Annotated in this window: 21 protein-coding genes; 3 read left to right on the forward strand and 18 right to left on the reverse strand. The window is 60.3% G+C overall.

The annotated features are described in order from the left end of the window. Window positions 1-104: 104 nt before the first annotated feature. The 8 genes from istB to J3P73_RS12520 form a co-directional block, all read right to left on the reverse strand. Window positions 105-905: an IS21-like element ISSme2 family helper ATPase IstB gene (gene istB, locus J3P73_RS12485; RefSeq protein WP_130693048.1), complete on the reverse strand. Its 801-nt coding sequence runs from the start codon at window positions 903-905 to the stop codon at window positions 105-107. Further along, window positions 905-2,194: an IS21 family transposase gene (gene istA, locus J3P73_RS12490; RefSeq protein ID WP_130718813.1), complete on the reverse strand. Its 1,290-nt coding sequence runs from the start codon at window positions 2,192-2,194 to the stop codon at window positions 905-907. The genes istB and istA overlap by 1 nt, the downstream gene beginning before the upstream one ends. A 44-nt stretch (window positions 2,195-2,238) precedes the next feature. After that, complete coding sequence (locus J3P73_RS12495) at window positions 2,239-3,192, reverse strand: IS30 family transposase (RefSeq protein WP_207579990.1); 954 nt, start codon at window positions 3,190-3,192, stop codon at window positions 2,239-2,241. 288 nt (window positions 3,193-3,480) lie between these two features. Continuing rightward, complete coding sequence (locus J3P73_RS12500; protein ID WP_130764843.1) at window positions 3,481-4,854, reverse strand: ISNCY family transposase; 1,374 nt, start codon at window positions 4,852-4,854, stop codon at window positions 3,481-3,483. A 118-nt stretch (window positions 4,855-4,972) separates the two neighbouring features. Next, a complete protein-coding gene (locus J3P73_RS12505) occupies window positions 4,973-5,983 on the reverse strand; it encodes an IS30 family transposase (protein ID WP_017968913.1) in 1,011 nt (336 codons plus the stop codon). Window positions 5,984-6,359: 376 nt separating this feature from the next. Next, window positions 6,360-8,510, reverse strand: a complete 2,151-nt coding sequence (locus J3P73_RS12510) for a mechanosensitive ion channel domain-containing protein (protein WP_130771521.1) — start codon at window positions 8,508-8,510, stop codon at window positions 6,360-6,362. Window positions 8,511-8,762: 252 nt separating this feature from the next. Further along, window positions 8,763-10,073 carry an epoxide hydrolase family protein gene (locus J3P73_RS12515; RefSeq protein ID WP_024322596.1) on the reverse strand — a complete coding sequence of 437 codons (1,311 nt, stop codon included), beginning with the start codon at window positions 10,071-10,073 and terminating at the stop codon, window positions 8,763-8,765. Between the two features lie 69 nt (window positions 10,074-10,142). Beyond that, window positions 10,143-10,586, reverse strand: a complete 444-nt coding sequence (locus J3P73_RS12520; RefSeq protein ID WP_024322597.1) for a VOC family protein — start codon at window positions 10,584-10,586, stop codon at window positions 10,143-10,145. 302 nt (window positions 10,587-10,888) lie between these two features. On the opposite strand from J3P73_RS12520, the gene J3P73_RS12525 reads away from it, so the two are divergent. Continuing rightward, window positions 10,889-11,815, forward strand: a complete 927-nt coding sequence (locus J3P73_RS12525; protein WP_207579642.1) for an alpha/beta fold hydrolase — start codon at window positions 10,889-10,891, stop codon at window positions 11,813-11,815. A 9-nt stretch (window positions 11,816-11,824) separates the two neighbouring features. On the opposite strand, the gene J3P73_RS12530 is transcribed toward J3P73_RS12525, so the two are convergent. The 5 genes from J3P73_RS12530 to J3P73_RS12550 form a co-directional block, all read right to left on the reverse strand. Beyond that, on the reverse strand, window positions 11,825-12,733 hold the full coding sequence (locus J3P73_RS12530) for a LysR family transcriptional regulator (RefSeq protein WP_130691793.1): 909 nt from the start codon (window positions 12,731-12,733) through the stop codon (window positions 11,825-11,827). 165 nt (window positions 12,734-12,898) lie between these two features. Further along, window positions 12,899-13,588 carry a DUF599 domain-containing protein gene (locus J3P73_RS12535; protein WP_024322600.1) on the reverse strand — a complete coding sequence of 230 codons (690 nt, stop codon included), beginning with the start codon at window positions 13,586-13,588 and terminating at the stop codon, window positions 12,899-12,901. A gap of 96 nt (window positions 13,589-13,684) precedes the next feature. Then, window positions 13,685-14,656 (reverse strand): 5-oxoprolinase subunit C family protein, encoded by a 972-nt coding sequence (locus tag J3P73_RS12540; RefSeq protein WP_130655579.1) that lies wholly within the window; start codon window positions 14,654-14,656, stop codon window positions 13,685-13,687. Next, window positions 14,644-15,351: a 5-oxoprolinase subunit B family protein gene (locus J3P73_RS12545; RefSeq protein ID WP_197726829.1), complete on the reverse strand. Its 708-nt coding sequence runs from the start codon at window positions 15,349-15,351 to the stop codon at window positions 14,644-14,646. The genes J3P73_RS12540 and J3P73_RS12545 overlap by 13 nt, the downstream gene beginning before the upstream one ends. A 111-nt stretch (window positions 15,352-15,462) precedes the next feature. Next, window positions 15,463-16,242: a LamB/YcsF family protein gene (locus J3P73_RS12550; RefSeq protein WP_024322603.1), complete on the reverse strand. Its 780-nt coding sequence runs from the start codon at window positions 16,240-16,242 to the stop codon at window positions 15,463-15,465. A gap of 379 nt (window positions 16,243-16,621) precedes the next feature. Between J3P73_RS12550 and J3P73_RS12555 the strand changes: the two genes are divergently transcribed. Continuing rightward, window positions 16,622-17,146 (forward strand): PAS domain-containing protein, encoded by a 525-nt coding sequence (locus J3P73_RS12555; RefSeq protein ID WP_018072111.1) that lies wholly within the window; start codon window positions 16,622-16,624, stop codon window positions 17,144-17,146. Window positions 17,147-17,311: 165 nt separating this feature from the next. On the opposite strand, the gene J3P73_RS12560 is transcribed toward J3P73_RS12555, so the two are convergent. Next, the gene (locus J3P73_RS12560; RefSeq protein WP_024322605.1) at window positions 17,312-17,689 is read right to left on the reverse strand and encodes a hypothetical protein; all 378 of its coding nucleotides are present in this window, start codon (window positions 17,687-17,689) and stop codon (window positions 17,312-17,314) included. A 66-nt stretch (window positions 17,690-17,755) separates the two neighbouring features. Then, window positions 17,756-18,433, reverse strand: a complete 678-nt coding sequence (locus J3P73_RS12565) for a hypothetical protein (protein ID WP_018072114.1) — start codon at window positions 18,431-18,433, stop codon at window positions 17,756-17,758. A gap of 284 nt (window positions 18,434-18,717) precedes the next feature. Here J3P73_RS12565 and J3P73_RS12570 point away from each other — a divergent pair, with 284 nt between their 5' ends. Further along, window positions 18,718-19,326 (forward strand): TerC family protein, encoded by a 609-nt coding sequence (locus J3P73_RS12570; protein ID WP_018072115.1) that lies wholly within the window; start codon window positions 18,718-18,720, stop codon window positions 19,324-19,326. Between the two features lie 20 nt (window positions 19,327-19,346). On the opposite strand, the gene J3P73_RS12575 is transcribed toward J3P73_RS12570, so the two are convergent. From J3P73_RS12575 to metG, 3 genes are read right to left on the reverse strand one after another with little or no spacing between them, the layout of a single operon-like run. Further along, a complete protein-coding gene (locus J3P73_RS12575) occupies window positions 19,347-20,171 on the reverse strand; it encodes an MBL fold metallo-hydrolase (protein WP_018072116.1) in 825 nt (274 codons plus the stop codon). Between the two features lie 4 nt (window positions 20,172-20,175). Further along, window positions 20,176-20,958, reverse strand: a complete 783-nt coding sequence (locus J3P73_RS12580; RefSeq protein ID WP_018072117.1) for a TatD family hydrolase — start codon at window positions 20,956-20,958, stop codon at window positions 20,176-20,178. 4 nt (window positions 20,959-20,962) lie between these two features. Further along, window positions 20,963-22,513: a methionine--tRNA ligase gene (gene metG / locus J3P73_RS12585; RefSeq protein ID WP_018072118.1), complete on the reverse strand. Its 1,551-nt coding sequence runs from the start codon at window positions 22,511-22,513 to the stop codon at window positions 20,963-20,965. Window positions 22,514-22,578: the final 65 nt, after the last annotated feature.

A 22,578-nucleotide genomic window follows, 5' to 3' on the forward strand; every position in this document is an offset into this window, starting at 1 on the left:
TCGGTCGGCGTCCTGTATCCGAGGCATTTGCGCGGTTGATCGTTGACATGTGTCAAGCGAAGCGAAGAATTGACCCCCTTGCCGAATTGAAGAACTGACCCCCGTCATTTGTTTGTGGTTTCGTTGGTTTCGAGCGCCGCTCCGGTCTTCTGCAGAAGACCGGAGCGGCGCTTTTCGCGAAGCCGGTAGCTGTCCCCTCGGATGGTCATCACCGTCGAATGGTGAAGCAGTCTGTCCAATATTGCGGTGGCTACGACGGGGTCTCCAAAAACACTCCCCCATTCGCCGACGGAGCGGTTTGAGGTGATCAGGACCGAACCTTTCTCATAGCGCCGGGATACAAGTTGGAAGAACAGATGGGCGGCGTTGGCCTCGAAGGGAAGATAGCCCAGTTCGTCGATGATCAGCAGCTTCGGTCGCGACAGGAGTGTCAGCTGTTTGTCGAGCGTGCCGTCGCTGTGGGCCTTGGCCAGCATCGCCACCAAGGTAGCTGCCGTGACGAACTGAACGTTGTAATTCTGACGGATCGCCTCGCGGCCGAGGCTCACGGCCAGATGGGTCTTTCCCGTTCCAGGCGGCCCGAGGAACAGAACCGTATCGCCGTGGGCGATCCAGCGGCAAGTTGCCAGTTCCCTGATCTGACCTGGATCCAGCGATGGCTGCGCCTCGAAGTCGAAGCCGTCCAGTTCACGCACGAAAGGGAACTGTGCCAGCTTGCTTGACATGGAGATGCGCCGCTCATCTCGCCGTGCGATTTCGCGCGACACCAGGAACGCTAACGCTTCACGCAGGTTCATCTTTGAACGGGCCGCCTCATCCAGCAGCGTATCGAGCTGGTCGCGGATTGCCGTCAACTTCAGCCGATCGAGAGTTGCGATCAGCAAGTCGTGGTCAACGTTTGCCATCACCATCCTCCTCCGACGACAGCTTCGTATTCCGCAAGCGGACGCAAAAGAGCGGGAAGCGGAAGCTCAACGGGTGCGATGGCTCGCACCAGTCCATCTGCTCCGGCCACGCCGACAAAATGAGCCCGGTCTACGATCCGTTGTCGCCGTCCTGCGCAAACCGCATGATCGGCCACCACCTGGCCGGCATGTCGTATGATGACGCGGCCAGCCAACACCACTACCTGAACACTCTCGCCGATCAGGCGCCAGGGAACCGAATAGCTGTTCGTGTCGAGGTCGACGGCGCAATCTGACTGAACTTTGCGAACGAGATCCCGCAACTGTCCAAACGGTGCCCGACCCGCCAGGGGGCGTAGCGCCTTCGCCTCATCGCCAAACCGATCTGCCGGTTTGATGCCGGTGGTCCCGTGCTCGCGCTGATCGGCAACCTCGCGTGTCCACCGATCTAGATGTGCCTCAAATGCGGCCCAGCTCTCGAAGCGGCGACCAGCGATTGCGTTCTTCTTGACGTAACCAACCCCGCGCTCGTCCTTGCCTTTCGTGCGGGCTCGATATGGTGCGCAAGCCCGTGGCATGAAGCCCCAGTACCGAGCGAAGGCATGCAGACGCTCATTGAATCTCACCTCACGCGTCACCGCATCATGATGCTCGACCAGAGCCTTGGCATTGTCGATCAGCACTTCCGCGGGAATTCCCCCGAACCGCAGGAAAGCGCCTTCCATTCCTTCGAACCAGTCCGTTTGGCGCTCCCTGAGCGAGACACGCGTGTGCAAACGACGCGAGTAACTGAGCGTTCCGACGAACACGTGGATGCGAACCCGCTCGCCCCCGATCCACACCTTCGTGTCGCCAAAGTCGATCTGCATTTGATGGCCAGGAGCCGTCTCAAAGCGAACTGTCGCACGTTTCTGCGCCTTCAATTCCCGCCGCCAATGACGAACTCTCAATTCCACTGAGCGCAGGCCGATGATGATGCCGTGCTCACTCGCCAACTCCTGACGGATTACATCTGAGTTGCCATCGTGCCGGAAAAAGCGCTCGCGTAGCCAGTCATCAAGTCCATCGAAAGCAGTTCGACGAACCGGCCTTTTGAAAGGTGTTGCGCCGCCCTCTCGTAGATATCGCCGAACCGTATTACGGGCACAGCCGAATTCCTTCGATAAGCGCTTGGCGCCCCAACCCAGCTCATGCAGCCGCAACATTGCCACCACCTCATCAGCCTGAAGCATATCCCCGTCCTGCATCGTTCGCGACAATGCAGGATGCGTCGAAATCTCGTTCGTCATCCATCTCTCCTCGTTTTGATACGAGGGGTCAGTTCTTCGTTTCGTTAGGGGGTCAATTTCTCATTTCGCCCGACAACATGACGCGTGAGGTGGAGAAGGTCGCGTTGCGACACAACTGCCAGATCTGTGGTGCCTGGCAGGAAGCGTCGAATGCGCTTGTTGGTGTTCTCGACGGTCCCTTTTTGCCAAGGCGCACTTGGGTCGCAAAACCAACTGCACGCACCGATCCCTTCTTCCAAAGCCCTAAACCCGGCAAACTCGGTACCGCGATCGAATGTGAAGCTTTGACGCGCGAACGCCGGTAAAGGAGAAAACGCTCTGATGATCTTGTCCATGATTGGGCGCGAGTGCCGGCTCGGATTCTTGATGAGAACGGTATAGCGGCTCTTGCGCTCCACGAGAGTGGTGACATTGGCATGCCCGAGTGGGCGATCGAAGATGAGGAGGTCGCCCTCCCAATGGCCAAACCGTGATCTATCTCCAACAAAATCAGGCCGTTGGGATGTGCGGTGCGTGGCTGGAAACGCACCGTCGCGCGGCTTCCTGGAGCGCATTGGGCGACGTTTTCGGCGTGCCTCTGGTAGATACTGATAGAGACCAAGCCCATAATCTTCCTTGCTGTAGATGAAGCGATAGATTGTCTCCTTGCAAACGCGAATACGACTGAGGCCGTCCGACAGCAGGCGTCCGGCAATCTGTTCCGGCGACCAGCGAGCCTCCAACTGGTTGATGATCTCTGTGCGCAACGTCGAGTGGCGCCGCAGCTTTCTCAGCCGGCGACGTCGGTCCTTGGCAGTATCGTTCGCAACGGTGCTGTAATAACCGTCATAGTCCGGTAGTTCGCGATCGCGAAACGTGTTGCGTCGGATCTCGCGATAGATCGTCGAACGATGACGGCCAAGCTGACGTGCCATCTCGTTTACCGGAACTTTTGCCGCCACCATGTGATGCAGGCGTCGGCGATCGGCGAGGGTGATCTGCGTATAGCATCGAGACATGCCAAAATCTCCAAAGTGAAGCCATTGAAATTACTGGCATGTCGCACTTGGAAATAGAATGTACCCGGCTACAAACATTGTGGCGGGGAAGTTGGAATGTCCGTTTGTGTGCAAAGTAGAAGTGTCACTTTGGGCGCGTCTTCAGCTATTTAGAAATGCGACACTCGGCATGTCCACTTGCGCTTAGGCAAGCCCCCGACCGGACCGGCTGGACCGGGTTGCAAGGGAAGGGAGGGGGCGGGTGAGATGCTCCCCTTCGGCTTTAGCTTTGACAGTTGGAGCAGCCAGTCATTCCGCCGCATCGAGGCCAGAGAGCGCTTGTCGCCGTCGGGCAATGACGGCGGGATCGTTCATGAAATCCGTCTTCCGACCCGGCTTGCGGCCCCGCGGCGTGTAGCCATTCTTCTCGCTGTTGGTCCTGACCTTGGGCGCCGGCAGTTGCTCCTGACGCTCCTTGATATAGGCCAGGACATCGCCGAGCCGCTTGTTCTCGGTGATCGCCGCATGCGTCACCCGCTGGTCCTTGTCGAACACCTTGTAGGGCAGGGAATGACCTTTCCAGCGCACGTCCAGCCGGCCATCGGCATAGGCATAGGTCTCGACATAGCGGCCAACCAGGCCACGCGTCACCTCGGTCTCTTCCAGCATGATCCGCTGGCGCTCAAACGAAAACGTCAACTGCGACCCGACATAGCGCTGCTCACGCTTGCACAGGATCTCCTTCAGCCGGTCCGACGCAAGATTTATCGGCCGGTGCAGGTCATCGGACCGGGCAGGGACAATCGCAAACCGGGCATTGTAGTCCTCCATGAAGCCCGGCAAAAACGCGTTGCCCGTCTCCATATCGCCGATATCCGCCAGCCGTAATTCCTTGACCAGCCGATCCTGCAGCGTCCGGTTCATCCGCTCGACGCGACCTTTGGCCTGACTGGAATTTGCACAAAGAATCTCGATGTTTAGCTCACAAAGCGCCCGCCCGAACTGGGTCATGCCCTGGCCACCCTTGGCGTCCTTCTTCGCCACCCGGAACACCGAATGCTTGTCGGAGTAGAAGGCCACAGGCGCGCCGTGATCGCGCAGGTAAAGCGCCAGCGCCTCGAAATAGCTGAAGGCGCTTTCCGAGCGCACGAACCGCAACTGCATCAGCTTGCCCGTCGCATCGTCGACGAACACCAGCAGCGAGCATGGATCACCGCGGTCCTCGAACCAGCGATGCTCGGACCCGTCGATCTGCACCAGCTCGCCATAGGCTTCACGCCGCAAGCGCGGCTGATGGAACGTCCGCCGCTGCTTGCGCGACAGCCAAAGTCCGGCCCCTGTCATCCAGCCGCGCAACGTCTCGCGCGACACCCGCAATCCATCTCGCTCGGAAAGCTTCTCAGCCGCCAATGTCGGCCCGAAGTCTGCATAGCGTTCGCGAACCAGCGTCACCGCGTAATCTCGAACACCGTCACTGATCCGGTTGTTCGACGGCCGGCCGATCGCCTTGTGCCGGATCGACGCCGCACCACCCGTGTTGATCCGCTCCAGCAGACGACGCACTTGGCGCTCGCTCAGATCAAGCACATGCGCCGCCGACACCATCGTCATGTGGCCGGCGATCACTTTCGATAGAATCTCGATCCGCTGCAGGTCGCGCTCGCTCATCGCTATCAGTCCCATCCGCAATCTCCCAGGTCATCAAACCCGGGGAGTGTGACATTCCAACTTTGCAGAAACAGGACACTTCAACTTTGCGGGGTGAGTTCATGCTGAACCGCGACCTGCGGGCTTTGAGAGGCTAACCGGTGCGCCGGATTTGGGCGAGGAGTTTCTGGCGGAAGACTTCTGCCGGTGTTTTGTAGCCGAGGCATTTGCGTGGCGTTGCGTTCAGGCGGTTGCAGATCTCGGTCAGATCGCGGTCGCTGAGAGACAGTGGATCGACCTCTCTCGAAAGCCATTTCCTGGCCCGTCTATTGGTGTTCTCGACGGTGCCCTTCTGCCACGGGGATTGCGGATCGCAAAACCATGTCTGCGCTCCGATGCTGGCCTGCAGGTAAGGCCAGTCAGTGAACTCCGTGCCACGATCGAAGGTGATCGAGCGGCGGGCGAGGTGGGGCAGGGATTGCAGCACCTGGATCAGGCCGTCCATCACCGGCCTCGATTGCCGGTCATTGTTGCGCAGCAAGACGGCAAATCGGCTGACCCGTTCGACCAGCGACGTCACGTTGGCCTTTCCGAACTTCTTGCGAAACTGGATGAGATCGCATTCCCAATGCCCGAACTGTTTGCGCTCGGCGACGGCGTCTGGCCGGTAGAGAATGTTGACATCCGGGGTGAACCGCCTGCCATGGCGGCGTCTGGCGTGGCGCGGCCTGCGTCTGGCACGATGCTCCGGCAGGTGTCGCCACAGTTTGATCGCGTGACCGTCCGAGGAATAGGCGAACTTATAGATCGTCTCATGGCTGACGGAGATCGGATGGCGCTCAAGCTGCAATCGGCCAGCGATCTGTTGTGGCGACCAGCCATGCATGATGCGCTCGATCACCGATTGGCGCAGCTGCGAGAACCGGGCAAGTTTGCGCAGCTTGGCACGCCGTTCTCGCGCCATGTCATTGGCCATCACGCAGTAGTAACCGTTGAGGTCCGGCATCTCACGATCCTCGAACGTATTGCGGCGCAGCTCACGGAAAATGGTTGAGCGATGCCGGTGCAGCTTCTCGGCGATCACGTCAACGCTGATCCCAGCCGTGCGCCAGCGGGCAATCTTGCGGCGTTCCTCCATATCGATCTGGGAGTAGGTGCGCTTCATATCTCGTTCCTTGCAGGGATAAATCGTTGTTATCTATTGCAAGTCGCGCTTCATCCTTGAACCCACCCGGCTACAAACATATATCGCATAAGATAGATTATGGAACATGAGGATGCCGTTTGATTACAATGGCATACCTTCGTCATCCATCTTATAGCCCACTCTTTTAAAATCGCCCCGCTCGAATTTGCGCCTGGACGATCCAGTACATCGGCGAGTTTGTCTGCAGACGTGCCTCGTTGAGCGGCCGATCCCAGCCAACAGATTCTTTTAGAAACCTGTGTCTCGGACGACGCGCGCTTGACGACAACGTCCGGGTCAGAGTGTTGAGCATTGACGGGATTCGATGGAAAGCTCGCACGTGGACTCGCCGTTGCTATTCCTCAAGTGTCGGGATGACTTTCGGTGGTCTTTGCAGCTCCGAGGCGGCGGCGGTTGCCGCTGCATCGGCGGGACCGCCGGAAACATGAACGGTCGGCGTTGCAAACTGGATGCCTTTTTCCGCGAATGTCTTCTTGAGCATGGCAAGGGCCTTTCGGCGAACGCCGAACTGTTCGCCGGGTTTCGTCATGAACTTCAGCCGTATCTGCACACCATAATCCGCCATCTGCTCGATCCCCTGCATTTTCAAGGGCTCGATGATGTTGGGTCCGAGTTCGGCATCCTCCAGAAGCTCAACGCCGATGCGCTTAATGGTCTTGCGGACCTCCTCAAGGTCGCTGTCATAGTTCAGGGTGAGCGTGATGATGTCGATGACCCAGTCACGGCTGAGGTTTTGCACCGCTCCAAGTTCGCCGAAGGGAACGATGGTGACCGGACCGCGGTGATGGCGCAAGCGGATCGATCGCAGCGAGAAACCTTCGACCGTCCCTTTATATTTTGCCGCCTGGATGTATTCGCCGATGCGAAAAGCATCGTCGAACAGATAGAAGACGCCGGAGATGATGTCCTTGACGAGTGTTTGGGCACCGAAACCGACGGCTATGCCGACGACGCCAGCGCCTGCCAGCAGCGGTCCGATCTGAATGCCAACGGCATCCAGGATCATCAGGAAGCCGACAGCGCCGATCGCCAGGAACAGCACATTGCGAAGAATGGGAAGGAGGGTATTCAACCGCTGACGCCGGCGCGCGTCGGGTCCGTCGTGATGTCCCCCCTGCTCGCTTCGCGACGCCACCGCCATCTGGCTGTCGATCAACGTGCTTGCAAGCTTCCAGATAACGTCGGTCACCAGCAGCACGATAACAATGCGGATTCCGGCGCGGATCAAACGCGTGGTCACCGTTTCGGCTGCGGCGAGATCACTGAGATTGACATTCCACGCGCGGGCAATGAGAAGCGCGGCGACCACAATGAGGCCGTTCCGCAGCGTTTGCATGATGACAACAGACCATCCGACGATGGCCGGATCTTCGACCGCCTGCTGGTCGCCGGATTGTATAATGCGACGAATGATATCATGAGCCACCGAAACGGTAAGGGGCAGAAGCGTGATGACGACCGCTGTCCAGAATGCACCGCGGAGCCCGGATACCCATAACAGCCACGATAGCAGGATGCTCGCGCTGAAGCCGACACAGACCAGCCGGCTCACGGGCGGCCCGTCAGAACGAAAATGCCGCAGCCAGATCATAACGATCAAAGCGATTGAAACGACACCAAGCCATGCTGCGGTAAAGAGATCGGCCAAGATGGGTGAAGCCCCGATCGTCCCGATCACTTCGATGGTGCCCCAGCCAGCCGCCAGCACTGCGACGATTCCGAGGAGCCAGTAGTACCAGAACCAGGCAAGCGAGGTGACAAGCGTCAGAAGCCGCATATGCGGCAGGCGGGCGCCCGGCGCGATGACAATGCGGCCCACGAGCACGCCAAGGCGCACCATGAGCGCGGCTGATAGCAGAATGAGTGCAATATCGCGAAACACGGCAGGCCATGGAAAGAGGATAAACGCGCCGAGGCTTCCGATCAGGTAGCCGACCAAGGCGAGAAGACCCATGGAAAGCCGGGCGGCGTGGAGCTTGATCCGTTGCCGGACGGTGTCGGCGGGCGCGTTCAGCACAAAATGGAGCAGCCCTCGCCCTGACCACCAGGCAAGGCGCTGCGCAATGAACCCGCCTGCGACGAAAAGTATGACCGCCAAGATCAGGCCGACCGGTTCAATACGATCATCCGTTTGGAAGACCCGGATCGCCGACTGGATCTGCCCAGGCAGCGTCGGAACGGCATCGACGAGTGTGAGCAACCTCTGGCGCAAATCCTGTAGTGACGTGGCAATCGACGCCGGTGCCGCCTCTTGCGAGACTGCTATCGGCTGCGCCGGTTCCTGATTGCCCGGAACGATCCGATTGACCAGCGCTCGTCCGGAATCATCGTTCGGCAATTCGATAATAACCCGGATCGGTGCCGAGGAATTGGTCGGCTCAGCCGCTGAGGCGGCGTTTGCACTCGCCAGCAGAAGCGTTGAAAATACCACCGTCAGGAATGCGCACACTCCGCGGCGGGGATGACGGTCGTCGATGATGCGCATGTGGCCGTGGTCCCCGCGACGGTGTCGTCGCGTTTGCTGGGTTGGTCGAAACTTCGGACTTTGTGAAGCGTTGCACGACCAACGTCAATCGACGAACCGGTCTCGGGGACGCAGACTGCGAACCAAAGGCCAGAGCATGATGCCGAAAAGTGTGAGCGGTTTTCGGACGACATCATGCTCTAACTATATAATGTAGAACAGGATTCAGATTTTAGGCCGACACGGCCTAAAATCATCCTGTTCTAGTCGGCGTTAAGACCGCAAGCTTCTGAAGGCCTCCCGGATCTCCTGACTGAAGAGTTCTGGCTCCTCCCAGGCAGCGAAGTGACCGCCCTTGGAGGCGCGGTTGTAGTGGATAAGCTTCGGATAGGCCTTCGACAGCCAGTGCTTTGGCGGCTTGTAGACCTCACCGGGAAACACCGTGACGGCGACCGGGACTTGGACGGGCGTGAGTTTTGCGCCCGACATGACGTTTTCCCAATAGATGCGACCGCTGGAAGGGCCGGTGTTCGTCAGCCAGTACAGCGTGATGTTGTCGAGGATGGCATCCTTGCCAAGGGCCTGTTCGGGATCGCCGCGTGTATACACCCAGTCGGCGATCTTGTCGTAAAGCCAGGCGGCGAGGCCGACCGGAGAATCCGCAATACCGTAACCGATCGTCTCCGGCCGCGTGCTCATGATCGCTGCATAGCCGAAGCCATTGTTGAGGAAGTCCCGAGCCTCGTCGAAGACGACCTTCTCATCCTGAGACAAGCTATCGGGAGCCGGCCCTCCATTTTTAAGAGCCTGCGCTGCCTCCGATGGAAACGTCGTGGCACGCTCGACCCGGTTGACGTGGATCGCGAGCAGCCCTTCGGGCGCCTGGCGACCCAAGGTGTCGCTGATGATCGCGCCCCAGTCGCCGCCCTGCGAGACATAGCGGTCATAGTCCAGTCGCTTCATCAGGACGTCCCAGGCAGCCGCTATCCGCTGGGGGTTCCAACCTGTTGCTGCAGGTTTCCCCGAGAAACCGAATCCTGGAATCGAAGGGATCACCAGATGGAAGGCGTCATCCGCCGTGCCGCCATGCGCCGTCGGATCCGTGAGCGGCCCGATGACATTAAGCAGCTCGAAGACCGAACCTGGCCAGCCGTGGGTCATGATCAGCGGTAGCGCGTTTTCATGACGGGAGCGGACATGGATGAAATGGATGTCCAGTCCATCGACAGTGGTGAGAAACTGCGGAAAGGCATTCAGCCTGCTCTCTGCCTTCCGCCAGTCGTAGGACGACTGCCAGTAGCGCACCAGCTCCTTCAGCCTGTCGGGCTGGACGCCCTGCGAACGATCGATGACGGTTTCACCGTCGGGCCACCGGGTCTCGGCGAGACGCCGCCTGAGATCGGTGAGCGCCGCCTCGGAGACCTCAACCTTGAACGGTCGGATCTCCTCGGACGCGACGCCGACAACATCAGCGGCGTCGGACGCGCGCGGAAGGAGAACGGCGGTTATGCCGGCCGCGGCAAAGCCTGACAGCAGCGAGCGGCGGGATACGTCGCGGTGTTTCAAAACGTTTAGCATTGCCATGATGCCATGTCCTTTGGTGGTGTCGAGGAGAGGAAAAGATGCCCCCTGCCCGCTTCAATGCCGAAAACGTCAGGCCGCGTCCGCGCCGGAACGAAAGATCAGAAACTTGTTGCCTTCGGGATCGCGAAAATAGGCGCAGTAAGGACCCGTGCCGTTCTCGCCACGCGGAACAGGAGCCCCTTCGTCCGAGCCACCCGCCGCCAATGCAGTTGCATGGGCTTCGTCGACCTTTGAACGGGACGGCGCTTCGAAAGCAATCATTCCACCGTTGCCGACGGCGGCAGGGCGGCCATCGAACGGCTTGATGATGCCGAATTCGAGCGTGCGATGACCGTAGTAGATGGCTCGGTCGGGCTGGACGAGGACTCGTCCGATCCCGAACACGGCCAGAAGCTTGTCGTAGAATACCGAGGCGGCATCCAGATCGTTCGTGCCGACAGTGGCGTGTCCCGGGAGGCCGCGGACCTTGTCGGGGGCGGCCGCAACCTGTCTGCTTTGGGTAATGTCAGTCATATCAGTTCTTCCTTATATTGTCGCGGCCGACGCTCTGCCTTCCGCAAGCAAACGCCAACGAGCTGTCTCAAATCGGCGGCTGGTGGATATTTGGGCGGGTCGACGGACGGCCGGCACCTCGCGAAAGTGAGAGGCACCCTCTCGTTCAGATGTCAGCCTTGGGCAGCGGGTTGCAGCGCTGCCGCCGTCGAGAGGGTGCCTCTCACTTTCTCCGGCTACCGCGGGCTGACGCCATGCTCAATTATTTGTGGAGACAGCCGGCTTTTGGGCTTTGGCTGACCGCCGGTCAGAAAGGACATCCTATGTCTAAGGACAAAACCGTAAGTGCTGCGTCAGTCGCAGCAACTCCGTCTTCCCACACGGCTGAAGCCTTCGCTTCTACGCAAGCCGCGCAAGACGCCGTCGACTTCATCGAGATCGACGAAGTCCTGACACTGAGGAGGACGATTGTCCGCGCCCCCGCGCCAAAAGGCACCGTGCTTTTTCTGCATGGGTTTCCGGAAACGCTGATGGTCTGGAAGGGCATCGCGACAACGCTTGCTCGCGACTACGACGTCCACGCCTTCGATTGGCCGGGCTACGGGCAGTCGTCACGCCCGATTTTGGCACGCTTCTCCTATGCGCCGAGGGACTACGCCCAAGTGTTGAAGGCCTATATCGAGCGGGCAGGCATCGACCGGTCGAACCTCGTGATCTACTCGACTGACATCGCTGCCCTCCCCGTTCTGCTGCTTGCTCTCGACGAGCCGACGATCGCCAGGCAGATCATCGTCGGCGACTTCGCGCCGTTCGACCGGCCGCAATACATGTGGGAGAACCTGCAGAATCTCAAAGCCGAACCGACCGCCTCGCCGACCCGCGCCTACATGAACAAGACGAGCGACGAGATCCTTCAGAACGTGCACAGGCGCGGCCTCTCGCGCGCCGAGCAATTCGATCTGCCGGCTCACGTCCAGCAGGACATGACCCGTTCGTGGAGCCTTGACGGGATGACTTCAGCGGATGCCTTCGCCCATTACTACGCGAATTTCACCCGCGATCAGCACTATCTCGAGGCCAACCTCACCCGGCTGAAGACGCCCGTGAAGGTGATCTGGGGCGAGAAGGACCTCTATATCACAAGCGAGATGGGCACCGAGTTCGCCGGCAAGATCGGCGCTAAACTCGACGTCCTGCCCGGCATCGGGCACTTCCCGCACCTTCAGAGCCCGGAACAAACAGTTGAATAAATCCGCGCATCATTCAGATAATATTTGATTATCTTCGCGGATATTCCGCAGCCGCGGCAATACCCAGTCGACGAAAGCCCGTACCTTCAACGCGAGAAGCCCCTGTCGCGCGTAGACGATATGAATGGGCTGTGGTGGCCCGTCGAAATCGCGAAGGATGGGGATGAGCGCGCCGGACGCCAGCTCGTCGGGAATCTGATAGTCGAACAGCCGCGCGATCCCCGCCCCGCCCACCGCCGCCGCAACACAGTTCGCCGCCGTATTCACCTCCAGCCGGTTGCGGGGCACCGCCTCGATCGCCGTACCGTCGACGTCGAATGTCCAGAAGAATGTCCGCTTGTTGAAGATGATCCCGTCGCGATCGATGAGATCGCCGGGACGCTCGGGCATGCCGTGCCGCTCGAGATAGGCAGGGCTCGCGCAGGTCAGCAGGCGGAATTCGCCGATCTTGACGGCATGGAGGGCGCTGTCGGCGAGGTCGCCGAGACGGATCGCGATGTCCACCTGATCGGACACGAGATCGACCGTGCGGTCGAGCGACAGAAGGTTCAGCGATACCTCGGGATATTTGTCCATGAAGCTTAGCGCAACGGGCAGCACGTATCGGCTGCCGTATTCGATCGGCATCGTGATCGTCAGCACGCCTCGGGGCGTCTGGTATTCCCCCGACGCCCTTCGCTCGGCCTCCTCGAGATCCGCCATGATCTTTCGGGCCGCGTCGACATAGTCGCGCCCGGCATCAGTCAGCTGAAGATTGCGGCTGGTGCGGATGATAAGGTTTGCCCCAAGATGTCGCTCAAGTTCGGCCACCTTGCGGCTGACGCTGGGCAACGGCGCGTTGAGCTTCCTGCTGCCGGCAGAGATGCTTCCGGCGTCGACGACGGCCAGCAACATGCGCATCGCTTCGAGACGATCCATCGTACACCGCCAATAAGATGTCGCTTCTGTTCAGCCCAGCTTAAGGCTTGGCTCTAGAACAGGATGCCGAAAAGTGCGCGCGGTTTTCGGACGACATCATGCTCTAACTCTTAAATTTAGAACAGGATTCAAATTTTGGCCGGCCGCGCCTTAAATCATCCTGTCCTAGTCAAGCAGCTTCCGTATGGCCATGATCCCTTTTGCAGCATCCGACCAGGATTGACGCCAGATCAAGACGCCGACGCTGAGGATGGTCGCAACAGCGAAAGGGATTGGCCCGATAAACCAGAAGGCAGCTGCGACGGTGAAGTAGTAAGACCGGACACCGACGCTGAATGATCGAAGCGCAGGGTTCAAAACCAGGGTCAGGGCGTTCGTCCAACCGGCGATGTCCCTGTCTTCATCCCGGGATGGGCTGGCCCCGATCGCCGCCAGACAGTAGTTGATCTGCCGGACCGCCCAGATGAAATCGGATAGTCCCCGCAGCAGCGTCGCCATGATCAGGAGGACCTTGCACTGGAAAAACCACGCGGGGTCCTGAGCCGCAAACATCGTGATCAGGCCACCCGATCCATAGTTCGGCTCCATGAACAGCGCGCCGCTCAGCCCAACGATGACGATGAGATTGGCGGAGCCGAAGAAGGACGCCGAATTGATCGTGTGCCCGAGGATCGCCGCGTCGCCGATGAAATTGTTGTCTCGGGTCAGGACCTCCCGCATCCAGGCCGTGCGAACGCGCACCATATCAACGGAAAGGCTGTCGTTCCTTCTCGGCCACCCCGCTGCCATCAGAGGCTCGACCGCCACCCAGACGAGAACGAAGAAAACGATCGCCGCGACATTTAGAAAATCCATGGTGCCCCCGAACTGAAACTGGATTTTCCTGAACAGTACTTCGAGCTGACGGCAGCTCCAAGCGTCTATCGCCGCCCTGCCCTTCAGTTCATCAGCCTATATTCGGGTCTTCCAAGTCCCCTCGCGGACCGCCGCGAGGTAACGGGAGGTCGTCGAAGCCCGAAGCCGAATTTGCTCGATCGCCTGCTGCGGCGTCAGGGCCAGGAAACCGACATGGTCGCGTGGGCGCAGCTGGACGAAGGCGTCCAGATCCGAATCCACCACCGTGGCGATCTTCGGGTACCCTCCAGTCGTCTGGTGGTCGGCCAGCAGAATGGTGGGAACACCGTCTCCGGCGACCTGTACCGAGCCCCGCACGATCGCTTCCGATGGCATGTCCAGCGCCGCACTTGGCGCAAGCGACGGACCTTGGAGGCGTACGCCCATGCGGTCATAAGCGTCGCTCAGGCGGAAAGGCGACGAAAGGAAATTCGACAAGGTTTCTTTCGAGAAGAACCGATCCTGCGGACCGACCACCACACGCAGCTCGGATCGCGGTCTTGTGATGACCGGACATGTGATCGGACCATTTCGATCATCCCGCACGTTCGTATCGGCTATAGTGAGCGTCTGTCCGGCTGCAAGGCGCCCGCCGCCGAGGCCGGAGAGACTGTGCGTCGACATGCTGCCCAGCCAGGTCTTCGCCTCGATATGACCGGCGAAGGCCAGATACGTCCAGCTTCCCCAGTGTCCCGGACGGATCGCCAGCCGCTCCCCGGCCCTCAAGGTGGCGACCATCCATGCGCCGCGCTTGTCGCCGGCATGCTCTACGATGAATCCCCCTCCGGCGACGGCGAAGGTAACCTCCCCCGACATGCAGTCGAGAACCAGGCCGCCCATGGAGACTTCGATTGCCGGCTGACCGGCAGGATTGCCGACGGCGGCGTTGGCGGCGGCAAACGAGGTCCTGTCCATCGGACCGGAGGCCGGAACGCCATACCGCATCAATCCGTGACGTCCTTCGTCCTGGATCGCGACGTGAGGACCCGCGAAGTTGATTGCAAGGACGGCTTCGCTCATGCGAGGCACCTCGCGTCGAATTCGGCCCTCGATATGCGGCGGAAACGCACCGCGTCGCCGACGTCGAAAAGGAACGGACGGTCGTTGGACGCGGCATCGAGGATCTTCGTCGGCGAGCGGCCGATGATCCACCAGCCGGTCGGCATGGTGAGCGTGCTCACCAGGCACTGCGGACCGGCGATCAGCACGCTTCCGGCAGCGATGCCGCGAATAGGCGCCGGCTTCCTCGGTTGCTGAATGGCTTTGGGCACGCCTGCAAGGTAGGCATATCCTGGGGCGAAGCCGTACATGAAGACGCTATAGTCGCCGGAGAGATGGGCGGATATAACGTCTTCCGGCGATAATCCACTTGCCTCGGCGACGGTGTCAAGATCGGGCGCAAAATCAGGATCGTAGCAGACGTCGACTTCGCGCATCGCTCCAATCGTCTCTGGAACCTCAGCCGCCAGAAGCTCGGCAATGGCCGCCTCCGTCGTCCGGTGATCGGCCACGAGCGGATCGAAGCATACGAGAATGCTGGCATAGGCCGGAACGGCTTCGACGAATCCTGGAAAGGGTGCCGCCTTCAAGGCGGCATCCAGCTTGACGACCTGATCGTGGATCCGCTTATCGATGGTCGCGCCGAATTCGACGAGCACCGCGTGGCCGCCCACGGGACGGTAGTTCGGAACGCTGCCGGACGATGCGGACGGGTCCTGTGACAAATCAGTCGGCGCCTTCGATCAGGATGAAATCCGCATCCGCTGCCCGCGCGCAGGTCCCATAGGCGTCCGGATCGGTGACGGTAACCTGGGCGATAAGATAGCCTTTGGCCATCACCTGTTTTCCTTTGTCGGTTGGAGGAATGGTGCCACCTCGATGCCTGCCTTTTGCAGTTCCCGGCGCACGTGGACGGCCATGGCGAGCGCTCCTGGGCTGTCCCCGTGAACGCAGATCGAGTGCGCATCGAGAGTGATCGGAACGCCGTCGACCGTCGGCATGAGGCCGCTGAACAGGTACTCGATCAATCTCGAAGCTGCCTCCACGGGATCATCGATCATCGCTCCCGGCAAGTTGCGCGGAACGAGCCGACCCGTGGAGAGGTAGCCGCGGTCGGCAAAAATCTCGCTGAAGACGGTCATCCCGGCATCGCGGGCCGCATGCTCCAGCTCTGTCCCGGAGATCGCCAGTATGGCAAGTTCCGGTGAGACCGCTCGGGTCGCACGAATGATGGCGTCGGCGACCGGCCGTTCGTCGGCCGCCCAATTGGCGAGTGCGCCGTGCGCCTTGATGTAACGGACTCGGGCGCCTGCCAGAGCCGCAGCTCCCATCAGCGCCCCTGTTTGCGTCGCGACAAGCTGCTCCACCTCCCGGATGCTCAAGGGGATCAGGCGTCGCCCGAAGCCCTCGCGATCTGCAAAGCCCGGATGGGCCCCCGCGACGACACCCCGCTCGCTTGCCAGGGCAAGGGTCTCCACCATGGTCGCCGGATCTCCGGCATGGCCGCCACATGCGATGTTGGCACTGGTGACGACGTCAAGGATCGCCTTGTCGTCGCCCATGCGCCAAGGTCCAAATCCCTCCCCTAGATCAGAATTGAGATCGATTTTCGTCATGATTTCCGTCAACCCTTCGCGCCGGTCTTGTCAGCTTCGTCGCATTCTGGAACGTCGAAGCCGAGGTGGAGCACACCTTCGCCGTGCGCGTCAAGAAAACGACGCTGCTGGCTGCGCGTGGGGGTCTCAGGCCGCCTCCCGCGCGGGGCTCAGGTGGCAAGCTTACCATTCATCCGGCATGGATCGAACCCATCAAGCATTGGTTTCTGCCAAGCAAGCTGGGCGCGAAATGTCCTTGCAGTTGCGTCTGATGGAAACGCGGTTAAAATCGGGGGTGAAATGGTCGACCGCCCTGTCGTTGATCGAGCGCGTCGTATTCTTTCAAGAGCCAGGTGAGGTAACCACCCGGCAGCATTGGCGCGCAGACTGGGGATGCGGAATGAACCTTGTCGACAGGGCTTTCGGAACGTCCGAATTTTCTCTTGCCGAAGAGCCTGGCATTTTCACCTGGGAGTTGGCGACCGACAAGGTTTATGCGGATTCGGCGCTGGCAAACCTCTTTGGGCTTGATCCGGAACAGACCCTCACTGGGCTGCCGGTCATACGATACCTCGACCGGATTCACCCGGACGACAAGCCATCTGTGGCCAAGGCAATTTCAGAATCGGTGATCACCGGAGATCCGTATCGCTGTAACTATCGGGTATTTGATCGAAGCGGACAAATAGTAGCCGTGGCTGCCTTCGGCCGCTGCTTCAGGGATGAAGCCGGAAATCCATCGCAGTATGCGGGCATCGTGTTCCCGACGAATGATGATATCCAGCAAGACGAATTGTCTGCTCACTGCAGTGCGGCACTGAAAATTGCGCGGTCATCCGGCCTGCAGACGACGGCCGATGCGCTTGAAGCGATTCTCAAAGAGCTTGCCGAGTCGATGCCTTCAGACGTCGTGCAGATGCATTGATTGCGTTCCGCGCGGTGGTTTTGCTCCTGGATACCCCGCTGCAGGCTGTTCCTTCGAGCTCACATTTCGTCCGATAGGACGGAATGTGAGCTCGGGGCCTTTTCCATCGTGAATTCGCCATCAACCGCCAATTCGGCGGCGATCGCAATCAGAACGGTCAAACCGTCACAGCCGTCTCGCCTCGGAGTGATGGCCGGCAAATCCCGCAAGCAGGACGCCGAGCGGAAGACGCCGAACCAGCCTGGCTGCAATGAAGGTTGCGCCGATCGCCGCAGCAAGTTTCAGCCAGGGATAGTCGCCGAGTTGCACATGGGCGCTTGCATCGACCGATGTCGCCTTGGCTTTGAGCGCCGCTTCGGCGTCCTCGCGCAGCACGCCTATGCGGGCATTCAGCAGCCTGACCTCATGTTGCAGGGCGTTCAGGCTCTCGTCGGCCTTTTCACGCGCGGTCTGCTCAGCGGCATCGGCAAAGGGTGGATCGCCTTCCACGATCAGTTCGTCGGGGTCAGGCGGAAGGCCGTGGCGGTTGATGGATGATTGCATGGACGTATCCTCGAATAAATGAGCGAGAGGAAATGGGGCCCGGCATTGCGGCCGGGCCTCATGACATCAGTGGTCGCGCCGGAAACCCTGGCTCTGGTGAGATCCGCCTTGCGATTGGCTCTGCGATTGCCGATCGGCATCGTCCGATTGTTTGGAGCCGGGGTCGGCGCCAGGATCGAGGAAGGTATAGGCTCGCACCTTGGCGCTTCCATGCGCGGTATCCCGCATCGCCACCGGGCGCGCATCATCAAATGCGCTCTCGGACACGGCGAGGTCTTCCGAGGCTTTGCCGCCCTGGGCCGCTCCCGCAAAACCGGTATTGGACGCGCCTTGCTGTCTGTCCTCCAACGACCAGAGATCTGCCCGCTCATCCATGTCGATGCTGCCTTCGTCGTCCAGAATATCGTGGACGGTCTCATAAAGTGCGTCATCGATATCATTGACCTGGACGAGGAAGCCGCCTCGCCGCAGCCCTTCTGCATAGACCGCACGATCCTCATCGGGGAAGAAGAAGTCTGCCAGCGCGTCGAAGAAGCCGCTGCGGTCGTCGCTCATGACGCCGGCATTTTTTCTGTCCGCCTCATATCCGGGCATCAGCCTTATTCTCGCAACCGGCACGCCCGCGTCTTCAAGACGGGAGACGGCGGATTCGGCCTCCGATCGGCTGTCGAAGAATGCAGCAAGGCTGCTGCCGCCTGTCGGGCCCGAAAAGGACGGGTTGGTATCGTTGTAAATGCTGCTCATTTGGCTCTCCTCTCGGTGTGCAGATCCAGCCGTCAATCCGAAGTCTGTCCAACCTCTGGCCGAAGTCTGGCTGACGTCTGGTTTCCTGACCTGAAGAACCGGTGGCTGAGTTGAATGTTCCAAGGGAATGGCGATGCTCTGTCGTATCGCCTGCGGTTCCATAACATTGACGTCTGCCATCACCTGCGGGGAGCCACAAATTGCGCCGGCTGCGAAATCCCTCAGCGGTTGACGTCAAACCTTCGAAACGCTAGCACGGCTTTGACGCATTGGGGACAATTCATATGGACATCTTTACGGCAGCCGGTCTGACGGCTTTGCTGCAGGTCATCGCTATCGACCTCGTTCTCGCCGGCGACAACGCCGTGGTTATCGGCCTTGCCGCTGCCGGCCTGGAGGCCACGCAACGCCGCAAGGCGATCGTCGTCGGCATTCTGGCCGCAACCGTACTGCGTATTCTCTTTGCCAGCGTCGCAGTCTATCTGCTGGCGATCGTCGGTCTGCTACTGGCCGGCGGCCTGCTGCTGCTCTGGGTCTGCTGGAAGATGTGGCGCGAGCTTCGCGCCGGTCACGGCGGGAACCACGAAGCGGCGGGTGCCGAAGGCGCGCCGAGAAAGACCTTCTTCCAGGCGGCGACCCAGATCGTCATCGCCGACGTCTCGATGTCGCTCGACAACGTTCTGGCCGTTGCGGGTGCTGCACGGGAACATCCGAGCGTGTTGGTCATCGGTCTTGCCTTGTCGATCGCGCTGATGGGCATCGCCGCAAACCTGATCGCGCGCTTGCTCAACAACCATCGCTGGATCGCCTATGTCGGTCTGCTGATCATCCTCTATGTCTCGCTTGACATGATCCACCGCGGCGCCGTCGAGGTTCTGCCTTATATGCAGTGACCTGCAAGCAGTGTCGGAGCTCAGGCCCTGGCTCTGACCCCGATCTCGAAGCTCATCTGGTCATACGCCGGCACCACATGGTCCGGCGTCTCAGCCATCACCACGTCGTAATCGAGCGGCGTGTGCATATGGGTGAGGATCGCCTGTTTCGGCTTCAGCCGGCCGATCCAGTCGAGCGACTGTTCCAGCGACAGATGGCTCGGATGATAGGTATATTGCAGCGCGTCGATGATCAGCACGTCGAGATCTTTAAGCTTCTCGACAGTTTGCGGCGGGAAGTCACTGATATCGCTGCAATAAGCCACATCGCCGATACGAAATCCGAGCGAGTGGATGTCTCCGTGCTGCTGGATGTGCGGATGAAACGTGATCGTGCCTCCGGGGCCGTGGATTTCCAGAGGTTCATCGAGATTTTCGATGACGATCGGCAGAACGATCGGCGGATAATTGCTGCCCGGCGGCGTCTCCAGGCAATAGCCGAAGGCTTCGCGCAGCCTGTCCATCGTAAATTGGTCGGCAAAGATCGGCACTCGGCGGCGCGTATTGTGGAAATAGCCGCGCAGATCGTCGATACCATGAATATGGTCGGCGTGCGGATGGGTGTAGAGCACGGCATCGACATGATCGACACCTGCCCTGATCATCTGCTCGCGGAAATCCGGCCCGGTATCGATGACAACGGTCGTCACCCCGCCATCCGGTGCGAATTGCTGCACCATGAAGGCGGCGCGCGTGCGCCGGTTCTTCGGATTGTCGGGATTGCAGGCGCCCCAGTCGCCGGTGATGCGCGGCACGCCCGGTGACGACGAACAGCCCAGAATGGTGAAACGCCGCCGGTAGAGCACGCCGCTAGATCCTCGGCATCTTCGAGAACAGGCGGAAAGCGTTCTCCGTCGTAATCCGCGCGACCTCTTCATAGGAAAGGCCGATCGTATCGGCGAGCACCTCTGCCGTGTTAACGACATAGGACGGCTCATTGCGCTTGCCGCGCCAGCGCTTCGGCGCCAGATAGGGCGCGTCCGTTTCCACAAGCAGCCGCTCATGCGGGACCGTCTTGGCGATCTCTCGCAGCTCTTCCGATTTCGGGAAGGTCAAAATGCCGGAGAAGGAGATGTATCCGCCGAGCGCGACGCCGGTCTTGGCAAGCTCGGGGCCTGCCGAGAAGCAGTGCAGGATAAAGGGGAAGGCCCCCTTCCCGCTTTCCTCGGTCAGGATCTCAGCCATGTCCTCGTCGGCGCTGCGGCTGTGGATGACGAGTGGCAGCTGCGTTTCCCGCGCCGCCGCGATATGGCGCCGAAAGCCGGTCTGCTGGTCCTCAGGCTTTTGCGTATCGTAGAAATAGTCGAGACCGGCCTCGCCGATCGCGACGACCTTCTGATGGACATTGGCGAGTCGCACCAGCTCTTCCGTCTGGATATCCAGCTCTTCGTCGGCATTGTTTGGATGCGTGCCCACGGAGCAAAATACCGAGGGATATTTCTCCGTGATGGCAAGCAGCGTCTCGAGCTTGCGCACCCGCGTCGAGATCGTCACCATCTGGGCAACACCAGCCGAATGCGCACGCGCGACGATCTCGTCCCGCTCCGCCTCGAAGTCGGCGAAATCAAGATGGCAATGCGTGTCGATCAGCACGGCCTTAAGCCTCCGGAGCCACGTAGCGCGGGAAGACCGGCGTCGGCGCTTCGAGGGCCGTTCCGGCAACCAGACGGCCGGCTTCGCCGAGGGCAGCAAAATCGCGCTTGTCTGCAGCTGCCGCGACAAGATCGAGCAGCTTGCCGGATGATTCCGGCATGAAGGGCTGAAGCAGGATGGCGATCTGGCGCACGACTTCGGCGGTCACGTAAAGCACGGTGCCCATACGCTCCGGATCGGTCTTCTTCAGCGCCCACGGCGCCTGGCCGGCGAAATAACGATCGGTCTCGGAAACGACCGAAATGATCGAGGCGAGCGCCCGGTGGATCTGCTGCTTGCCCATGTCCTCGCGGGTCGAGGCGTGCAGCGCGTCGACCTCAGCCAGCATCGCTCTGTCCTCGTCGCTGAGCGCGCCGCATTCCGGGATCTTGCCGTCGCAATTCTTGACGATCATCGACAGCGACCGGCTGGCGAGATTGCCGATGCCGTTGGCGAGGTCGGAGTTGATGCGGGTGCCGATCGCCTCTTCGCTATAGCTGCCGTCCTGGCCGAAGGACACTTCGCGCAGGAAGAAGTAACGCACCTGGTCGAGGCCGAAATGGTTCACCAGATTGACCGGATCGACGACGTTGCCGAGCGACTTCGACATCTTCTCGCCCTTGTTGAGCAGGAAGCCGTGGGCAAACACCCGCTTCGGCAGCGGCAGCTTCGCCGACATCAGGAAGGCCGGCCAGTAGACGGCGTGGAAGCGGATGATGTCCTTGCCGATGATGTGCACGTCGGCCGGCCAGTATTTCGCCCGCGGGCCGTTCCTGTCCTCGATATATCCGGTCGCGGTGATGTAGTTGGTCAGCGCGTCGACCCAGACATACATGACGTGGGCGGGATCGTTGGGCACCTTGATGCCCCAGTCGAAGGTCGTGCGCGAGACCGAGAGGTCCTTGAGGCCTGACTTGACGAAGGAGATCACCTCGTTGCGGCGCTCGGCTGGACCGATGAAGTCGGGGTTTGCCTCGTAATGGGCAAGCAGCTTCTCCTGGTATTCGGAGAGCTTGAAGAAATAGCTTGCCTCTTCCACCCACTCGACGGGCGTGCCCTGCGGCCCGTAGCGCACGCCGTCGGCGCGCAGCTCCGTCTCGTTTTCCTGGTAATAGGCCTCGTCGCGCACCGAATACCAGCCGGCATAGCTGTCCTTGTAGATGTCGCCATTGTCGGCCATCAGCTTCCAGATGTTGCGCGACGTCTCGTGATGACGCTCCTGTGTGGTGCGGATGAAATCATCGTTCGAAGCGTTGAGCAGCGTCGCCATCGCCTGGAATTCGCCGGAGTTGCGGTCGGCGAGCGCCTGCGCGGTGATCCCCTCGGCGCGCGCCGTCTGCTGCATCTTCTGGCCGTGTTCGTCGGTGCCGGTCAGGAAGAACACATCCTTGCCGTCGAGGCGCTGGTAGCGCGCCATCGCATCCGTCGCGATCAGCTCATAGGCATGGCCGATATGCGGCTTGCCGTTGGGGTAGGAAATCGCGGTGGTGATGTAGAAGGGTGTCTTGTCTGTCATGGCGGCCAATGTCCGGCTAACTCTATAAAAATGGTCAGCCGCTCTTAGCGCATGTCACCGTCAAG

Origin of the sequence: Rhizobium ruizarguesonis (assembly GCF_017357285.1) — a bacterium.
GTDB lineage: Bacteria > Pseudomonadota > Alphaproteobacteria > Rhizobiales > Rhizobiaceae > Rhizobium > Rhizobium ruizarguesonis.